The 18,900-nt window shown below is 72.1% G+C and carries 14 protein-coding genes; 6 read left to right on the top strand and 8 right to left on the bottom strand.

Annotated elements, in window-relative coordinates:
* Window positions 1-47: 47 nt before the first annotated feature.
* On the bottom strand, window positions 48-710 hold the full coding sequence (locus tag K415_RS0105795; protein WP_024286142.1) for a hypothetical protein: 663 nt from the start codon (window positions 708-710) through the stop codon (window positions 48-50).
* A 159-nt stretch (window positions 711-869) separates the two neighbouring features.
* Here K415_RS0105795 and K415_RS22545 point away from each other — a divergent pair, with 159 nt between their 5' ends.
* On the top strand, window positions 870-2,453 hold the full coding sequence (locus K415_RS22545; protein ID WP_051480415.1) for an NAD(P)-dependent oxidoreductase: 1,584 nt from the start codon (window positions 870-872) through the stop codon (window positions 2,451-2,453).
* Between the two features lie 26 nt (window positions 2,454-2,479).
* Here the strand turns inward: K415_RS22545 and K415_RS0105780 are convergent, their stop codons facing one another.
* Window positions 2,480-2,920 (bottom strand): nitroreductase family deazaflavin-dependent oxidoreductase, encoded by a 441-nt coding sequence (locus K415_RS0105780; RefSeq protein WP_024286141.1) that lies wholly within the window; start codon window positions 2,918-2,920, stop codon window positions 2,480-2,482.
* Between the two features lie 86 nt (window positions 2,921-3,006).
* A complete protein-coding gene (locus K415_RS0105775; RefSeq protein WP_024286140.1) occupies window positions 3,007-3,831 on the bottom strand; it encodes a DNA-formamidopyrimidine glycosylase family protein in 825 nt (274 codons plus the stop codon).
* Between the two features lie 205 nt (window positions 3,832-4,036).
* Between K415_RS0105775 and K415_RS0105770 the strand changes: the two genes are divergently transcribed.
* Window positions 4,037-5,695 (top strand): carbohydrate-binding domain-containing protein, encoded by a 1,659-nt coding sequence (locus K415_RS0105770; protein WP_081784901.1) that lies wholly within the window; start codon window positions 4,037-4,039, stop codon window positions 5,693-5,695.
* Between the two features lie 10 nt (window positions 5,696-5,705).
* Here the strand turns inward: K415_RS0105770 and K415_RS0105765 are convergent, their stop codons facing one another.
* Window positions 5,706-6,329 carry an L-threonylcarbamoyladenylate synthase gene (locus tag K415_RS0105765; RefSeq protein WP_024286138.1) on the bottom strand — a complete coding sequence of 208 codons (624 nt, stop codon included), beginning with the start codon at window positions 6,327-6,329 and terminating at the stop codon, window positions 5,706-5,708.
* A 213-nt stretch (window positions 6,330-6,542) separates the two neighbouring features.
* Between K415_RS0105765 and K415_RS0105760 the strand changes: the two genes are divergently transcribed.
* Window positions 6,543-8,597, top strand: coding sequence for a hypothetical protein (locus K415_RS0105760; protein WP_231494834.1), 2,055 nt, complete (start codon window positions 6,543-6,545; stop codon window positions 8,595-8,597).
* Window positions 8,598-8,736: 139 nt separating this feature from the next.
* On the top strand, window positions 8,737-9,159 hold the full coding sequence (locus K415_RS0105755; protein ID WP_051480413.1) for a DUF2809 domain-containing protein: 423 nt from the start codon (window positions 8,737-8,739) through the stop codon (window positions 9,157-9,159).
* Here the strand turns inward: K415_RS0105755 and K415_RS0105750 are convergent.
* The 4 genes from K415_RS0105750 to K415_RS0105735 all read right to left on the bottom strand — a co-directional run bounded on the left by K415_RS0105750 (window position 9,131) and on the right by K415_RS0105735 (window position 13,582).
* The gene (locus K415_RS0105750) at window positions 9,131-9,751 is read right to left on the bottom strand and encodes a bifunctional 2-polyprenyl-6-hydroxyphenol methylase/3-demethylubiquinol 3-O-methyltransferase UbiG (RefSeq protein WP_024286135.1); all 621 of its coding nucleotides are present in this window, start codon (window positions 9,749-9,751) and stop codon (window positions 9,131-9,133) included. The genes K415_RS0105755 and K415_RS0105750 overlap by 29 nt on opposite strands.
* Before the next feature lie 5 nt (window positions 9,752-9,756).
* On the bottom strand, window positions 9,757-10,599 hold the full coding sequence (locus K415_RS0105745; RefSeq protein ID WP_024286134.1) for a siderophore-interacting protein: 843 nt from the start codon (window positions 10,597-10,599) through the stop codon (window positions 9,757-9,759).
* Between the two features lie 140 nt (window positions 10,600-10,739).
* A complete protein-coding gene (locus K415_RS0105740; RefSeq protein WP_024286133.1) occupies window positions 10,740-11,315 on the bottom strand; it encodes a hypothetical protein in 576 nt (191 codons plus the stop codon).
* A 161-nt stretch (window positions 11,316-11,476) separates the two neighbouring features.
* Complete coding sequence (locus tag K415_RS0105735; protein WP_024286132.1) at window positions 11,477-13,582, bottom strand: elongation factor G; 2,106 nt, start codon at window positions 13,580-13,582, stop codon at window positions 11,477-11,479.
* A gap of 303 nt (window positions 13,583-13,885) precedes the next feature.
* Here K415_RS0105735 and K415_RS0105730 point away from each other — a divergent pair, with 303 nt between their 5' ends.
* Entirely contained in the window at window positions 13,886-16,354 is a 2,469-nt protein-coding gene (locus K415_RS0105730; RefSeq protein ID WP_024286131.1) for a GH36-type glycosyl hydrolase domain-containing protein, read from the top strand.
* Between the two features lie 132 nt (window positions 16,355-16,486).
* On the top strand, window positions 16,487-18,895 hold the full coding sequence (locus K415_RS0105725) for a GH36-type glycosyl hydrolase domain-containing protein (protein ID WP_024286130.1): 2,409 nt from the start codon (window positions 16,487-16,489) through the stop codon (window positions 18,893-18,895).
* Window positions 18,896-18,900 lie beyond the last annotated feature (5 nt).

Below are 18,900 nucleotides of genomic sequence, written 5' to 3'. Positions count from 1 at the left end.
TCAAAACGGAGGCACCGCGTTGAGCAGATTGTCGAGAGGAAAGGGGGTCAGCCCGTCAGATGGACGGTTCTCGGCGCCGCACTGTCGAGTCGCGTCCACCAGCGTGCCGTCGCCGTCGTCAGCCAGTACTGGGCCGCGACCAGAGCGACGCCGCCGACGCAGATCAGGGCGACGATCATCGGCACCGTCACGGTGAACGGCAGGGCGAGCATGCCCTCGAGGTCGTCCGGGGTCGACGGGCTGGCCAGCGCGAACGACGCCGAGGCGACGCAGGCCAGCGCCATCCACGCGGCGGTGACCCGGGCCGCCGAGCGGACGTCAGCGCCGCCACGCGCGGCGAAGACCCCGACCGCCACGCCGACCGCCAGGATCGGGACGGGCACGCCCATGAAGAAGCCGAGGGCGAGCACCGTGTAGAAGCCGCACAGGGCGACCAGCGCGAGGCCGTCGAGGCCGTACCCCCGCCGGACCCACCACCGGTGCAGCGGCACGTCGATCGCGAGCCCCAGCACCAGACCAGCCACACCGACGGCGAACACCCACCGTTCCGGCACGACCGGGACGCTGAGCCACCAGCCCGCGAGGAAGCCGACGACCGGGACGACGGCGCCGTAGGCCAGGCCCAGGAACACCCGGTCGAATCGCGACAGCGGCGCTGACGACGCCTCGAGGCGCGACGGCAGTCGGACGTCCTGCGGATCGGGTGTCATGCGATCTCCTCCGGTGGCAGCAGCGGTCCTGCCTTCGACGGTAGGAGCCGCTGCCCGCAGCCGTACGGCGATCGGTGCGGAGATCTCGTGACGGTTCCGCCTGCCGGCCGACCGGCGCCGCAGGTCGACGCCCTGGCCGGCAGGTGCGACGATCCCCGCGTGAGCGATCCGGCAGCCGACGCACCGTGTGCCCCCGTGGCGATCCGCGACCTGTGGGACGTCGACGATCCGGTCGCATCCGCGCGGCGTTTCGCCGACGCAGCCGCCGACCTGACCCGCCCACCAGGGCACCGCGCCGAGCTGGCCACCCAGCAGGCTCGCGCCCTCGGGCTGCAGGGGAGGTTCGCCGAGGCCGAGGCTGTGCTCGACGCGTTCGCCGCACCGGCCGACGCCGCGCTCGCCGCGCCCGCCGACGATTCGCTCGCCGCACCGGCCGACGTCGTGCAGGTGCGCGTGCTGCTCGAACGCGGCCGACTGCGGAACTCGGCGGGCGACCCCGCGGCGGCGGTCCTGCACTTCCAGGCAGCCCTCGATGCGGCAGCGGTCCTGCCGGGCCAGGAGCACCTGGCGGTCGACGCCCTGCACATGCTCGCCCTCGCCGAGCCGGAGCGCGCCCGCGCGTGGACCGAGCGGGCGCTCGCGATCGCCGGCACCTCGACCGACCCCGAGACCCGGCGGTGGCTGGTCGCACTTCACAACAACCTCGGCTGGCACCTGCACGACGCGGGCGACCTGGAGCCGGCCCTCGAGCAGCTCGAGCTCGCGCGTGCGGCCGCGGTCGAGGTGGGCACTGTCGAGCAGGAGCAGCTCGCCCGATGGGCGATCGCCCGGTGCCTGCGGTCCCTCGGCCGCGACGCGGAAGCCCTGGCGATGCAGCGTGTGCTCCTGGCGGAGCGACCGGACGACCCCTACGTCCGGGAGGAGCACGACCTGCTCGCCGGTGGGGCGCGCAGGCGGGTTCTCATCACGGGCGCCGAGGGCCTGGTCGGGTCGGTGCTACGGCGCGGGCTCGCGGCCACCCACGACATCGTCGCCCTGACCCGCTCACCCCAGGACCACCCGAGCGTCGTGGCGGACATCGAGGACCTCGACGCGCTCGTCGCGGCGTTCGGCGGCATCGACACGGTCGTGCACCTGGCCAACGCTGCGAGCCTCGACGCCGGCTGGCCGGATGTGCTCGCCAGCAGCATCGTGGGCACGCGTAACGTCATGGAGGCCGCGCGCGTGGCAGGGGTCCGGAGCGTCGTGCTGGCGTCGTCCGGCCACGTGCTCGGTGGGGCGGAGGAGGAGGCCGGGTCGTCGCTGTACGACCTCGACGACCCGCGCGTGCTGGACGACACCGACCTGCGCCCCGACTCGCTCTACGCGGTCGGCAAGATCTTCGGCGAGGCCCTGGGTCGCTACTACGCCGACGCGCACGGTCTGCGCGTGATCTGCGTGCGGCTCGGCACCGTGCTGGCCGACGACGACCCGCGGTCGGACGTGCCGGGCCGCGGCCGGTCGGCCCGGCTGTCGGCCGACGAGCGATACCCGCGGATGCGCGCCAAGTGGCTCAGCCACCAGGACTGCTGCCGGCTGTTCGCGCGCTGCATCGACGCGACCGACGTGCCCTGGGCGGTCGTGGTCGGCACCTCGGACAACCCGCGACAGATCTGGGGCCTCGGGCAGACGCGGCGGTTGCTGGGCTACTCCCCGCAGGACGCCGCGCCGGTGGACGGGCGCCCCGGCGAGGGCGAACGGTAGCGCCGGCGGCGTACGGACGGTCGCGCTCAGCCCTCGATCGGCGTGAGCTCGAACAGCGGGATGAGCCGTTCGGTCTTCTTCTGGTAGCTCTCGTAGTCCGGCCAGACGGCGACGGCGCGCCCCCACCAGGCGTCGCGCTCGGCGCCGGTGAGCTCCCGGGCGAGGTAGTCCCGCTTGACGGCGCCGTCCTGCAGCTCGACATGCGGGTGGGCGACCAGGTTGTGGTACCAGACGGGGTGCTGGGGGGCGCCACCCAGCGAGGCGACGACGGCGTACCGGCCGTCGTGCTCGACGCGCATCAGGGGCGTCTTGCGGAGCTTGCCGCTCTTCGCCCCGACCGACGTCAGGACGATGATCGGGACACCGCGCATCGTGTTCGCCTTGGCGCCGTCCGACCGCTCGAAGTCCTCGACCTGCTTGCGCGCGTGGGCGGTCGTGCTCGGGGCGTACTCACCGGTCAGAGGCATGTCCGTGCGAACCGCGAGCGACGGTGGCGCATTCCCCACCGTCCCGGGCCGCGCCGTGGCGGGACCGGGACCGGAACCGGAACCGGCTACCGCTGGCAGCCGGGGCAGAAGTAGACGGCTCCGCCGAGATAGGCCCGCTTGACCACGACGCCACGGCACCGCGGGCAGGGCAGCTCAAGGGTGCGCCGTCCCATGACCGCCGCGTACCCGCCCGGCTCGCCGAACAGGTCGCGCTCGGTGTCCCGGCCGCCGTCGGTGGTCATCGCGGCGAGCGTCCCGCGAACCGAGTCGAACAGGGCCGCCACCTCGTCGTCGGACAGGGAGCCGACCGGGCGCGTCGGCAGGATCTGCGCGTTCCACAGGATGTCCTGGAGCGTGCCGTTGCCGAGGCCGGGGATGCGTTGCTCGGTCGCGAGCAGGGCCTTCGCCGAGTGCGTGCGCACCGCCGGTCCGGCGATCAGCTGGTCGAAGTACACGGCGTCGAACGCCTCGGTCAGCGGCGACGGTGCGGCCACGGCGACCCGGTAGTACGGGTTGTCGTCCTGGCTGTCGGCGAACACCTGGATGCCGCCGTACATCTGGACGCCCACCACCAGGGATGCGCCGTCGTCGAGGGTCAGGCGCAGCTGGTGCTTGGCCGGCAGCGCCTCGCCCTGCGCGTACAGGCGCGGGGTGGCGCCGTCGCCCAGCACGATCCGTTGGTCGTCGGCGGTGATCTCGACCAGCCCGCCCCACGACGTCGCCCGCGTCACGTGGCGGCCCGTCAGCAGCGCCGGGTAGGCGGCCGGGTCGCCGTGGAACCCGGTCATCCCGTGCGGCGTGTGGTTGACCTCGACCTCGTCGATGCGGCGCCCGGTGAGCACCCGCTGGATCTGCCCGGCCAGTGTCACGGCCTCCGGCAGCTCGATCATCGCCGACCACCTCGTTCCCCAGGGCCCTCGTCCCGGCGCTGCGCTGTCCGGTCGGACGACGCCGTCGACGATCCTGCCGAAACGTTACGCCCCCGCGCAACGGAGGCGGCCGGTCGTCGCACAGTCGCCGCACAGCAGGTTCACGGCAGCCCCCCAGCCCGGCCCCGTACTCATGGGGTCAACGACACCGACCCTGGAGCCCCCGATGACCTTGCGCCTCCGCTCGACCCGCACCGCCGCCCTCCCGATGGCCGTCGCCCTGGCGATGCTCACCGCCTGCGGCACCACCACCTCGGCCGACGCGGGCACGACGTCCGGCAGCCAGACCGTGCAGACCTCCACGGCCGCCGACACCACCACGGACGAGGCCACGGCCGGCTCCACGGCGACCGTCGCGGCGACAGCCGAGAACGCACCGGACCACGACGACCCCGCCGACCACGAGTGGGACGAGGCGGACGTCGTCGACATCACGCTCGACGGCGACTCCGCGACGAGCGAGAGCATGGTCGCGGTCGGCATCGAGGGCAGCACCGTCACGATCGGCGCCCCGGGCACCTACCGCCTGTCGGGCACGCTCGACGACGGCCAGGTGCTCGTCACCTCGGGCGCCGACGGCATCGTGCGACTGATCCTGGACGGTGTCGACATCACCAGCTCGACCAGCGCCCCGCTCGTGGTGACCGACGCCGACGAGGTCGTCGTCGTGCTGGCCGACGGCTCGCAGAACCACCTGAGCGACGCGGCCACGTACGTGTACCCCGACGCCGAGACCGACGAGCCCAACGCCGCGCTCTTCTCCACGGCCGACCTGACCATCACCGGCACCGGCGCACTGACCGTCGAGGGGAACGCCAACGACGGCATCGCCAGCAAGGACGGCCTGGTCATCGCCTCGGGCACGATCACCGTCGACGCGGTCGACGACGGCATCCGCGGCAAGGACTACCTCGTGATCGACGACGGCGACATCACGGTGACGGCCGGCGGTGACGGCCTGAAGTCGGACAACGAGGAGGACGCCACGATGGGCTACGTCTCGGTCGCGGCCGGCACGCTGGCGATCACGGCGGGCGTCGACGGCATCGACGCCGTCACGGACGCGATCATCACCGGCGGCGACCTCACGCTGGCCACCGGGGACGACGGCGTGCACGCCGACGCCACGCTGACCGTCGCGGGCGGGTCGGTGGCCGTCACCGAGTCCTACGAAGGGCTCGAGAGCGCCGTCATCACGATCGACGGCGGCGACATCGACATCACCGCGAGCGACGACGGCCTCAACGTGGCCGGTGGCGTCGACGGGTCCGGCCAGGAGGGGATGGGCGCAGACGGCGGCCCCGGCGGTGGTGACCAGTTCGCGGCGTCGGCCGGGCTCGAGCTGACCATCAGCGGCGGCACCGTCGTGATCGACGCCGACGGCGACGGCCTGGACTCCAACGGCAGTGTCGCGATGACCGGCGGCACGGTCGTGGTCAGCGGCCCGACCGGCAACGGGAACGGTGCGATCGACGTCAACGGCGAGTTCCTGATCTCCGGCGGCGTGCTGCTGGCCGCGGGCAGCGCCGGCATGGCCGAGACCCCCGACGCGTCCTCGGCCCAGGCGACCCTGGCGATCGGCTTCGGCGCATCCGAGCCGGCCGGCACCGTCGTGCACATCGTCTCGTCGGCCGGCGACGAGCTCGCCGCGTTCGAGTCGAGCAAGGCCTTCGAGACGCTCGTCCTGTCCACGCCGGACGTCGTGTCCGGCCAGACCTACGAGGTGCTCCTCGGCGGGACGGTCACCGGCTCGACCGTCGGCGGGCTCAGCCTGGACAGCGACCCGACGGGCGCGACGAGCCTGGGCACCCTCACGGCGGGGTGACGGCCGCCACCTACTCGAAGCGGCTCGGGTCGCCCGCGCCGACCCGGACCACCTCGGGGTAGCCGTCCGACCAGTCCACCACCGTCGTCTGCTCCGAGCCGCAGTCACCGGCGTCGACCACGGCGTCGATCTGGTGGTCGAGGTGCTCCTTGATCTGCCAGCCCTCCGTGAGCGGCTCGTCGAGCCCGGGCAGCACCAGGGTGCTGGACAGCAGAGGCTCACCCAGCTCGCGGACCAGGGCGATCGCCACCGGGTGGTTCGGGATGCGCACGCCGACGGTCTTCTTCTTCGGGTGGGCCAGCCGTCGCGGCACCTCCTTGGTGGCCTTGAGGATGAACGTGTACGGGCCCGGGGTGCTCGCCTTGATCGCGCGGAACTCGGCGTTGTCCAGGAGCACGAACTGGCCCAGCTGGGCGAAGTCCGCGCACACCAGGGTGAAGTGGTGCCGGTCGTCCAGGTGCCGGATCCAGCGGATGCGGTCGGCACCGGTGTGGCTGTCCAGGCGGCAGCCGAACGCGTAGCCCGAGTCGGTGGGGTAGGCGATCAGGGCGTCGTCGTCCCGCAGCATCGCCACGACCTGCGTGATCGCGCGCGGCTGGGGGTTCTGGGGGTGGACGTCGAAGTGCCTCGCCATGAGCCGAGCGTAGGGCCGGGCGCAAGGGCGCCGACCGACATGTCCCTCCGGTCGCGGCTCGGAGGTGGGGGGCGCACCCTCGACCCAGGGCTATGCCTACGGACCACCGCGGGTGCGCATCGGTGCACAGGGGTCTGATCTTGACGTGGAAGGTCGAAGATGACCGTACGACGAGGGTCTTCACGATGGACGTACGCCTCCCTGGGACTCGCTGTGGCTCTGACGATTCCCGCCCTGGCGGCGATCCCGGCCGTCGCGGCGCCTGCGCCGGTGACCGCGCAGGGGGCAGCCACCGATGCGAGCGTGACGCCGGACCCGCTGACGAACCTGGCCCACCTGGACTTCCTCGGTGACACCGTCACACCGGCGGAGCAGGCCGGCCACACGACCTACCGGCTCGCTGAGGAGCCCGACCTCGGCGTGCTGTGGACCTACGCCGATCGCCGCGACGGCGGGGTCTACGAGCGGGTCGGCGGCGGGGCGTACGACGCCGGGACGAACACCTGGGGCCAGGGCGCCTTCAACGCCGACGACCTGAGCCGGGCCGCCGTGGTGTACCTGCGGCACTGGCAGCTCACCGACGACGCCGCCAGCCGCGACCACGCCTACCAGCTGCTGCGCGCCCTGACCTACATGCAGACCGCGACCGGCGAGGACGCCGGCAACGTCGTCCTGTGGATGCAGCCGGACGGTTCGCTCAACCCCAGCGCCGAGCCGGTCGAGCTGCCCGACCCCAGCGACTCCGAGGAGTCGTACTGGCTGGCTCGCACGGTGTGGGCGCTCGGTGAGGGCTATGCGGCCTTCGCCGAGGTCGACCCGGAGTTCGCCGGCTTCCTGGACGACCGTCTGGACCTGTCGCTGACGGCGCTCGAGCGGGACTCGCTGAGCCGGTACGGGCAGTGGGACGTCGCCGACGGCGCTCGCGTGCCCGGCTGGCTGATCGTCGACGGCGCCGACGCCACGGCGGAGGCCGTCATCGGCCTCGCCGCCTACGTCGGGGCCGCTCCCGCGGCACCCCGGACCGATCGCGCCCGGACCGACCTGACCCGGTACGCCGAAGGCATCGCCGCGATGTCCGCCGGCGATGCGTCGAGCTGGCCGTACGGAGCCGTCCTGCCCTGGACCCACTCGCAGTCGATGTGGCACGGCTGGGGATCGCAGATGGCCGCCGGGCTGGCCCGGGCCTCACAGGTCGTCGACAGTCCCGCCCTGCTGCGCGCCGCGGTCAAGGATGCGGCCGTGTTCACGCCCTACCTGCTCACCGCGACCGGTCCGATCAACGGGTGGCTGCCCACCCCGTCCGACCTGACACAGATCGCCTACGGCGTCGACTCACGGGTGCAGTCCCTGGTGGCCGTGGCCGACGCGACCGATCGGCCTGGCCTCGACCAGCTCGCCGGGATCGCCGCGTCCTGGTACTTCGGTGCGAACCGGGCCGGCACCCCGATGTACGACCCCGCGACCGGACGCACCTTCGACGGTCTCAACGGCGACGGTGTCGTCAACCAGAACTCCGGTGCCGAGTCGACCATCCACGGCCTGCTCTCGATGCTCGCGCTCGACGCACGTCCCGAGATCGCGGCGCTGGCGCAGTCCGCCACGTCCCTGGTCACCCAGGACGGCGTGCAGGTGATCGAGGCCGAGACGGCGACCGTGGCCGGCGGCGCACTCGTGGTGACGCCGACCTCGGCGTGGACCGGTGAGTCGCTGTGGAGCGGGACCCTGCTCGAGCTGTCCACCGGCGCGCGCGCCTCATGGACGGTGCCCGCGGCCGACCAGCCCCGATTCGTCCAGCCGGTCGTCAACCTGGTGCCCGACCGCCACTCCGCCCGGCTCGACTGGGCGAGCGGTCGCACGTCGCTGGGGCAGGTGGACTCCGGCTCCGGCGGTGACCAGGGCGTGACCGACGCCCCCGGTGCGCTCAAGCCGGTCACCCTGCGGCGCGAGCTGCCGGCCGGCGCCACGGCGCTGAGCGTGACCGTCCGCGGACGGCCCACGGTCCCGGCGCAGGTCGACGACCTGCTGCTCATGCCGCGGGTGTCCCGCCTCGTGCTGGACGGCCCGGACGGAAGCACGGCGCTGCTCCGCAACGCCGGCTCACGGCCCGAGGTGGCGACGCTCGTGCTGCCCGCCGGTGGCGACGTCGTCGTGCGGACCTACGACAGCCGGGGCACGTTGTGCCGGGAGACGACCGCGAGCGGGACGTCGATCTCGGTCTCGGTGCTGGCGGCGGGCTTCACCGTCGTGACGCCCGCGCCGGCGAGCTGAACCGAGCCGCCTCGAGCCGACCGAGCCGGCCCGGCAGTCGCCGGCGGTGGTGTGCCGCGCACAGGATCTCCTTCGGACCTGCGCGTGACCACCGCCCTCGGCGTGCGGTCGGCTCCGGCGACCCGCCTAGCGTGGGGTCATGTCGAGCATGTCGATCACGTCGCGCGGGTCGATCACGGCACGTCGGGCCCGGCTGGTGGCCGCGGCGGTCGTGGTGGTGGCCGTCGGCCTCGCCGTGGCCACGCGCGTGGTCGGACTCCCGGGTGCGCTCGCCGACCCGGCCGGTGACGCGATGTACGCGGCGCTGGTCTACCTGGTGCTCGCGTGCTGTGCGCCGAGGGCCCGCTGGTGGCTGGTCGCTGCCCTGGCCTTCGGCGCGTGTGCGGCGGTCGAGGTCGCGCAGCTGACCGGCGTCCCGGCGCTCCTCGTCGCGCAGTGGTCGCCGCTGCGGTACGTGCTCGGCACGACGTTCGCGGCCCCTGACCTCGTCGCGTACGCGGTGGGCGCTGCGGGTGCCGGAGTGGTGGACCGACTCAGTCCTGCGCGGCGTCCGCCCGGCTGAGCACCGCGACGACGAACCCCGCCGACGGGCCGAACGGTCGCAGGTCCCAGGTGGCGAAGGTGGCGTCGAGCCGCAGCCCGGCCGACGCGGCATCGGCGAGGAAGTCGTCGACGGCGTACCCGCGGTCGGTACCGAAGCCCACGACGACCCGCCCGTCGGGCCGGGTGTGCCTTCCGAGTCGGCGCAGCACCTCGACCTCGGTCCCGTCGGCGACGAAGGTCAGCACGTTGCCCGCGCACAGCACGACGTCGAACGGCTCGGCCACGCCCCGGGCCGGCAGATCGAGCTCGGCCAGGTCGCCGACGAGCCACGTCGGTCCAGGGTGGTCGGCCAGCGCGGCGTCGATCAGGACCGGGTCGACGTCGACCCCCACCACGGTGTGCCCGCGGGTCGCGAGCTCCGAACCCACCCGGCCCGGTCCGCACCCGGCGTCGAGGACGCGTCCGCCGCGCGGGAGCATCGCGTCGACCATCCGCGCCTCGCCGGCCAGGTCGGCGCCGTCGGCCGTCATCCGGCGGAACCGCTCGACGTACCAGTGCGAGTGCTGCGGGTCGGCCTGGGTCTTGGCCTCCCACCGGGTGGTCTTGCGCATCGCGGCTACGCCTCCGGCGAGTGGTGGTCGAACGCCGCGACGCCGAGCCGCCAGTACCCGGTCATCGCGAACGAGCCCCGGTCCAGTCCACGCTCGACACCCAGGTGCCGACGGATCGCGCGGACGGCCGAGGCCTCGCCGCCGGCCCAGACCCAGCCCGCGCCGAGCTCGGTGCCGAACGTGGCGGCCGCGACGGCGTCGGGCAGGAGGGTCGTGCTGCCGGCGGCTGCGTCGCCGCGGTGCAGCCAGGTCACCTCGAGCCGGGGGTGGTCCGGCAGCGGCGGCTCGTCGGTCGGGCCGCCGACCTCGATGAACGCCTGGACGCGGGCCGTCGCCGGGATCCGGTCGAGCCAGTTCCGCAGGCCGGGCACGCCTGCCTCGTCCGCGGCGAGCAGGTACCAGTCGCGGTCGAGCGGCACGATCTTGGAGCTGCGAGGGCCGAGCAGCCCGAGTTCCTGACCCGGCCGGGCCTGCGCGGCCCACCGTGCGGCCGGACCGTGCTCACCGGACACCATCTCGAGGGCGACCTCGCCGGCGCTCCGGTCGAAGGTGCGCACGGTGTAGTCGCGCTGCACGACGCCGGGGACGTCGGCCCACCGGCCGTCGACGAGCGTGGGCAGCACGGGCCGAGCGTCCGGCTCCGCGGGGAAGCAGACCTTGAGGTGGTCGGTCGGGCCGTCCGAGGCGAAGCCCTCGAGCTCCGGGCCGGCCAGGACGATGCGGCGCAGGGAGTCCGAGAGGTCCTCGACGCGCCGTACCGTCAGCGTGCGCGCCACCAGCGGCAGCGGCACCTTGCGCACCGGGGACGTCGCGACGCCGGGTGCCGGGGCAGTCGGGGTCGTGGTCACCAGGTCTCCCTCCGTCCGGGGGTGGTCGTGGCATGGCGCCGTCGGCGTCCGATGCCGACGACAGCGCCCTCGCGCCCCACCAAGGTAACCCTAACTCCCCGCCCCGCCCGCCCTCCGATCCGGCCGCCGGACGCTGGGGGCTACCGGGACTGCAGGGCGTCGAGCGCGACGGCCATCGCCGCGGCGACCCGCCCGTCGAGCCGTCCGCCGGGGACGGTGACGACGTACCGGTCACGCAGGCTCCACTGCCGCTCGGACGACATCACCGGCTGGCCGTTCGGGTCGACGAAGTCGAAGTGGAAGGGCAGCGGGATGGCGTCGGACAGCCGCCGGAAGATCGCCACGACCAGGCTCCGCTCCTGGCCGACGGCGCTGACCCCCGCGGCGTCGAGATGCCAGGTCGAGCGCAGCAGCGACTTGGCGAAGTCCTTGCGGAACGAGCCGATCGGGGTGCCGGTCGCGTCCGTCACGTCGTAGGTGGCGGCGAGGTCCATCACCTTGCGGGCCTTGAACGAGAACACCGGGACCTGGCGGGCCTCGTCGGCGTAGAACGTGACCTGCTCCTTGAAGGCCATCCGCTTCTGCTGGGCCATCGCCAGGACGGGCCCCTCCTCGCCGTTCGGGCCGAGGGCCCGGATCTCGTAGCGGTTGACCATCATGGTCAGCCGCTGCTTGACGGCGAACCGTTGGATGCCGGCCAGGTCGTGTGCGTGCACGGTTCTCCTTCAGAAGCGAACGGGCACCAAGGCTCCCACGCCGGCGCCTCGACGCTCGTCGGGCGCGCCCGCAGCACGTCGGCGCCCGGTCACCGGCCCCGCGGGCCACACGACCCGCACCAGCCGACCCGCACCAGCTCAGGTCCCGGGGGTGCTCCCGGTCATCGGTGGTCCGCCGAGCCGAGCTTGTCCACGCCGAGCTTGTCCACCAGGTGCGGTGGCAGCACGTCGTAGTGGTCGTGCACGGCCTCGAAGGTCCCGCGGCCGCCGGTCAGCGAGCGCAGGTCGAGCACGTACCGCTGGATCTCGGCCTCGGGCACCATCGCCTGGATCTGGTGCCGGCTCGCGTCGAGGACCGACGTCCCGGCGATCCGCCCGCGCCGCGCGGAGAGGTCGCCCATGACGTCGCCCTGCAGCGCGCTCGGCACGGTCACCGTGATCATCGACACCGGCTCGAGCACGACGGTGCCGGCCTTGGCCAGCGCCTCGCGCAGGCCGTGCGCCGCGGCGGTCCGGAAGGCCATGTCGGAGGAGTCGACCGAGTGGTACTTGCCGTCGTAGGCCTCGACCCGTACGTCGACGACCGGGAAGCCGTGCAGCCCACCGGCGGCCATCGCCTCGTGCACCCCGCGCTCGACGGCCGGGATGTAGTTGCGGGGGATCGAGCCGCCGACGATCGAGTCGACGAACACACTACCCTCGCCGCGACCCATCGGGCTCACGCGCAGGTTGGCGACGGCGTACTGCCCGTGGCCACCCGACTGCTTCTTGAGCTTGCCCTCGGCCTCGGTCGGCTTGGCGATCGTCTCGCGGTAGGCGATCTTGACGTCCTCGGTCGAGACGTTGACGCCGAACTTGCGGGCGAGCCGCTCGAGCGCCACCGCGAGGTGCGTGTCGCCGGTCCCGCGCAGCACCGTCTGACCGGTGGCGCCGGACCGGTCGATGAGCAGTGTCGGGTCCTCGCCGACCAGCCGCTGCAAGGCCGAGGAGAGCTTGTCGTCGTCGGACTGGGTCACCGGCTTGAGCGCGAGGGCGAAGGGCGTCGGTCGAGGTGCCGGACCGGCCACGTTGGCCGGGGTGCCCCGCTTGGACAGCGACGAGCCGGTGGGTGAACCAGCGAGCTTGGCGATCGCACCGATGTCACCGGCGACGACGTGGTCGGTGAGCAGGTGCTCCTTGCCGCGCAGGTAGAACAGGCCGTGCAGGCGCTCCTCGGTGCCGGTCATCGAGTTGGTCAGGCGGTCCTCGTTCCGCAGCGTCCCGGACAGCACCTTGAAGACCGAGACCTGACCGACGAACGGGTCGGCCACGGTGCGGAAGACGTGCAGCAGCGTGTCGCCCGTCGGGTCCGCGACGACGGAGATCTCGGCGCCGGCACCCTTGGGGTCGGCGATGACGACGGTCATCGGGCGGTCGGCCGGTGACGGCCCGATCTCGCAGAGGTAGTCGGCCAGCCGGTCGACGCCGACGCCGGTCACCGCGGAGCCGACCAGGACCGGGAACTCCTGGCAGTCGCGGACCTCGTGCACCAGTGCCCGCTCGAGGTCGGCGGCCGAGGGGACCTCACCGGACAGGTACTTCTCGAGCTGCTCGTCGTCGCCCGAGACGATCTCCTCGGCGATCTCCTCGTGCAGCCGGTGCTCCTCGGCCGCGACGTCGTCCGGCAACGGCTGGGCGCGGCGGGAGCCGTCCGGCTCGTAGGCGAGTCCCTGCTCGGAGAGCACGTCGGCGACGCCGTGGAACGCCTCCTCCTCGCCGATCGGCAGCTCGATCGGCACGATGCCGGCACCGAACGCCGCGCGCAGCTGCTCGAGCACCCGGTGGAAGTCGGCGCGCGGCTTGTCCTCCTTGGTCACGAAGATCATCCGGGGGATCCCGGCGTCGGCGCACTGCTGCCAGACGATCTCGGTCCCCACCTCGACGCCGTCGACCGCGCTGACGACGAGCACCGCGAGATCGGCGACCGACAGAGCGGCGTCGACGCCGCCGGCGAAGTCGGCGTATCCCGGGGTGTCGATCAGGTTGATCTTGTACGTCTGGCCGTCCGAGGCCTGCCAATGAAAGGGGGCGACTGCCGGGGACAACGAGATCCCGCGCTTGGTCTCCTCCGGCTCGGTGTCGCAGACGGTGGTCCCGTCCTCGATCCGGCCAGGCCGGGGCACGACCCCGGCTCGGTACAGCAATGACTCGGCGAGAGTGGTCTTGCCGGCACCGCTGTGGCCCACCAGGGCCACGTTGCGAATGGTTGGCGTCGCTGCCATGTCCATGACGGATCTCCTTCGGTGGAGTGGCCCTTGGATGCAGGCTAGTCACGGTCGCGGCCAGGGCAAGCATGACCATCGTCCGTGGTCGGCCCCTCGCGTGTCGTTCCCCTGGCGGGAGGTCACCCGGTCGGCGCTGCCCGCGCCGGACGGTCGTGCTCCGCCGGGACTGAAACCGGTCCCATCGGATGCCGAACGAACCTGTTCCGACGCCGGTCCGTGTGGCTATCATGGACGGCAGGTGGGAGCGCTCTCGCACGGTTGCCCCTGCTCGCGCCAGCCGACAGAACTCCACGAGAGGCCTTACCCATGCGTTACGGGCACTTCGACGACGAGACCCGTGAGTACGTCATCACGACGCCGCACACGCCGTACCCGTGGATCAACTACCTGGGCTCGCAGGAGTTCTTCTCGCTGATCTCGCACCAGGCCGGTGGGTACTCGTTCTTCCGCGACGCGAAGATGCGGCGCCTGACGCGGTACCGCTACAACAACATCCCGGCCGACGCCGGTGGCCGGTACTTCTACATCAACGACGGCGGCGACGTGTGGACCCCGTCGTGGCTGCCGGTCAAGGCCGATCTCGACCACTTCGAGACCCGCCACGGCCTGGGCTACACCCGGATCACCGGCGAGCGTGGCGGCGTGCGCGTGGAGTCGCTGTACTTCGTGCCGGTCGACGAGAACGCCGAGGTGCAGCGGGTCACGATCACCAACACCTCCGACGCGGCCAAGTCGCTGGCCGCCTTCTCGTTCGCCGAGTTCTGCCTCTGGAACGCCCAGGACGACCAGACGAACTACCAGCGCAACCTGTCGATCGGTGAGGTCGAGATCGAGACCGACGCCCCCGACGGTGCGGCGATCTACCACAAGACCGAGTACCGCGAGCGTCGCGACCACTACGCCGTGTACGGCGTCAACGCCCCGATCGTCGGATTCGACACCGACCGCGACATCTTCGTCGGTGCGTACAACGGCCTCGGTGAGGCGGCCGTGCCGCGCGCCGGCCGGGCCGCGAACTCCGTCGCGGCGGGCTGGTACCCGATCGCCTCGCACGCGCTGGCCGTCGACCTCGCCCCCGGTGCGTCCGCGACCTACACGTTCGTGCTCGGCTACATCGAGAACGCGCAGGACGAGAAGTGGGCCGACGACGCCCACCAGGTCATCAACAAGACCAAGGCGCACGAGCTCCTCGCCCGCTTCGCGACCACCGAGCAGACCGACGCCGCCTTCGAGGCGCTGGGCCACTACTGGACGGACCTGCTCTCGACGTTCTCGGTGCGATCGACGGACGAGAAGCTCGACCGGATGGTCAACATCTGGAACCAGTACCAGTGCATGGTCACGTTCAACATGTCCCGGTCGGCCTCGTTCTTCGAGACCGGCATCGGCCGGGGGATGGGCTTCCGCGACTCCAACCAGGACCTGCTGGGCTTCGTGCACCTGATCCCCGGACGCGCCCGCGAGCGGATCCTCGACATCGCCGCGACCCAGTTCCCGGACGGCTCGGCCTACCACCAGTACCAGCCGCTGACCAAGCGCGGGAACCTCGACGTCGGCTCCGGCTTCAACGACGACCCGCTGTGGCTGATCGGCGGCGTCGCGGCCTACATCAAGGAGACCGGCGACGACGGGATCCTCGACGAGCAGGTGCCGTTCGACAACGACGAGACCCTCGCCGACTCGCTGTTCGAGCACCTGACCCGCTCGTTCCAGTTCACGCTCGAGAACCGCGGCCCGCACGGCCTGCCGCTGATCGGTCGCGCCGACTGGAACGACTGCCTCAACCTCAACTGCTTCTCCACCGAGCCGGGCGAGTCCTTCCAGACCACCGAGAACCAGTCCGGCGGGGTCGCGGAGTCGGTCTTCATCGCCGCGCAGTTCGTGCTCTACGGGGCCGAGTACGCCGAGCTCGCCGCGCGGCGTGGCCTGACCGACGTCGCAGCCGGTGCCCGCGCGGCCGTCGAGGAGATGCGCGCTGCGGTCCTGAGCGACGGCTGGGACGGCCGCTGGTTCCTGCGCGCCTACGACTACTTCGGGAACAAGATCGGCACCGACGAGACCGCCGAGGGCAAGATCTGGATCGAGCCGCAGGGGATGGCCGTCATGGCCGGCATCGGCGTGGGATCCGGGCCCCGCGACACGGACGCGCCCGCGATCAAGGCGCTCGACGCGGTCGCGGAGCTGCTCCTGACCGACCACGGCATGGTGCTCCAGCACCCGGCGTACACGACCTACCGGATCGAGCTCGGCGAGGTCAGCACCTACCCGCCGGGCTACAAGGAGAACGGTGGCATCTTCTGCCACAACAACCCCTGGGTGATCATCGGCGAGACGATCCTGGGGCGCGGCGGCAAGGCCTTCGACTACTACAAGCGGATCAACCCCGCGTACCGCGAGGACCTGAGCGACGTCCACAAGCTCGAGCCGTACGTGTACGCCCAGATGATCGCCGGCAAGGAGGCCGTGCGGCCCGGCGAGGCCAAGAACTCCTGGCTCACCGGCACCGCCGCCTGGAACTTCGTGACCGTCAGCCAGCACCTGCTGGGCGTGCGGCCGGGCTACGACGGCCTGGTCGTCGACCCGCAGATCGGGCCCGAGGTGCCGGAGTTCACCGTCACCCGGGTGGCCCGTGGCGCGACGTACGAGATCGCCGTGGTCAACTCAGGGGTCGACGGCTCCCGGGCGAAGCTGACCGTCGACGGCGTCGAGATCGAGGGCAGCACCGTGCCCTATGCCCCACCGGGCTCCGTCGTGCAGGTCACGGCGCGCCTCTGAGGCCCGGCCGGGCGTCCTTTCCAGGAGGGCGCCCGGTCGCTCGGCTGTCGCACGACGCTCCGGCACGACGCTCTTGCCCGACGCTCTCGAACGACCACAGACCGGGCCCCGTCCGGTGAGAGGACCGTAACGATGCGCTTCGGCCACTTCGACGATGCCGCCCGCGAGTACGTCATCACGCGGCCGGACACGCCACGGTCGTGGATCAACTACCTCGGTTCGCGCCTGTACGGCGGGATCATCACGCAGAACGCCGGTGGCTACTCGTTCTACCGTTCGGGTGGCACCGGACGGGTGCTGCGCATGCGGTTCAACGGCGTCCCGGTCGACGAGCCCGGCCGCTTCCTGTACCTGCGCGACGACGACGGCGCGGGCCCGGTCCCGGCGGGCGACTACTGGTCCGCCTCCTGGCAGCCGGTCGGCAAGCCGCTCGACCAGTACACGTCGACCGTCCGGCACGGGCTGGGCTACTCCGTCTTCGAGGCCGAGTACGCCGGGATCCGCTCGGAGATGACCTGCTTCATCCCGGCCGGCCAGGCCTTCGAGTACTGGTCCCTGAAGGTCACCAACCCGGGGCCGACCGCGCGGACCATCTCGGTCTTCTCCTACGCCGAGCTGGCCAACGAGTGGAACTACCGCCAGGACCTCGAGAACCTGCAGTACAGCCAGTACGTGGTGCGGGCAAGCTACGCCGACGGCATGATCCACCGACTGAACTCGACGAGGGACGCGTTCTCCGAGCTGTGGTTCGGCGTCGCCGGCGCGGAGGTCACGAGCTTCGACACCGACCGGGACGCCTTCCTCGGCGGGTACCGCACCCAGGCCAACCCGATCGCTGTCGAGCGCGGCGAGTGCTCGGGCAGCCAGACCGTCGGGGACAACTCGTGCGCCTCGCTGCACACCCGGCTCGAGCTGGCACCGGGGCAGACCAGGCAGGTCATCTTCTGCCTCGGCATCGGTGCACCGAACACGCCGTGGTCCGACGAGCACGGCACGATGCCGGCCGGCCGCGACGTGATGGCGTACTTCGCGACACCCGAGCGGGTCGACGCCGAGCTCGAGGCGATCCGGGCCGAGTGGGCCGCGCACCTGGCACCGCTCCAGGTGCGCACCCCGGACCCCGAGCTCGACTCGATGGTCAACGTCTGGCACGCCTACCAGACGCACATGACGTTCAACTGGTCGCGCGGTGTGAGCCTCGTCGAGGCCGGCGACCGGGACGGTCTCGGCTACCGCGACACGGTCCAGGACATGCTCGCCGTCACGCACGCGATCCCGGACGCCGTCCAGGAGCGGCTCGACCTGATCCTGACCGGCCAGACGGCCGAGGGCGGGGCGATGCCCCTGGTCAAGCCGCTGACCCACCGGCCGGGTCACGAGGCGACGCCGCCGCTCGAGACGTACCGGTCCGACGACGCGCTGTGGCTGCCGATCACGGTCGCCAACTTCGTGCACGAGACCGGCGACCTGGGCTACCTGGACCAGGTCCTGCCGTACGCCGACCACGGCGAGGCCACCGTCTTCGACCACCTGGTGCAGGCGATGACCTTCTCCCTGACGCACCTGGGCCGCAACGGGCTCGTCCAGGGGCTGGCTGCCGACTGGAACGACTGCATCCAGTTCGGCACGACCGGCGAGTCGATGTTCTCGACGTTCCTGCTGGCCAACGGTCTGCGGGTGACCCGCGAGCTCGCCCGGGAGTCGGGCCGGGACGCCGCGGCCGGGTGGGCGACCGCGCAGCTCGAGGCGCTCGAGCCCGCGATCGACGCCGCATGGGACGGCGAGTGGTTCATCCGCGGCATCTCGGCCACCGGGGCGGCCCTCGGCTCGCACCAGGCGGACGAGGGGCAGATCTACCTCGAGCCCAACGTCTGGGCGGTGATCTCGGGCGCGACGTCGGACGAGCGCGCGCACACCGCGATGGACTCGGTGCACACCCACCTGGCCAGCGAGCACGGCGTGGCCCTGTGCCACCCGCCGCACACCAAGCCGATGGAGGGCATCGGGCTGTCCCTGCTCGTCTTCCCGGTCGGCCACAAGGAGAACGGCGGCATCTTCTGCCACGCGAACTCCTGGACGATCGTCGCCGAGGCGATGCTGGGCCGCGGTGACCGCGCCTACGAGTACTACCGCTCCTACCTGCCGGCCCGGTACAACGACTCCGCCGAGGTGCGCCAGGTCGAGCCGTACGTGTACGCCCAGTTCACGCACGGCCCGACGTCGCCCCGGTTCGGCCAGTCCCGCAACCCGTGGCTGACCGGGACCGCGAGCTGGACGTACATCGGCGTGACGCAGTACATCCTCGGTGTCCGGCCGGTCCTGGCCGGCCTCGAGGTGGACCCGTGCCTGCCGACGGGGTGGGACGGCTTCGACGTCGAGCGGCTGTTCCGGGGCTCGCGCGTGACGATCTCGGTCACGAACCCGCACCACGTGAGCCGTGGGGTCGTGTCGCTCGAGGTCGACGGCGTCCCGGTTGCGGGGACCGTCGCTCCCGTCGAGCTGCTGCACGACGGCTCGGTCATCTCGGTCCGGATGGGCTGAGGTCG

Source organism: Cellulomonas sp. KRMCY2 (assembly GCF_000526515.1).
GTDB lineage: Bacteria > Actinomycetota > Actinomycetes > Actinomycetales > Cellulomonadaceae > Actinotalea.
This window is presented reverse-complemented; position numbering and strand designations above follow the sequence as displayed.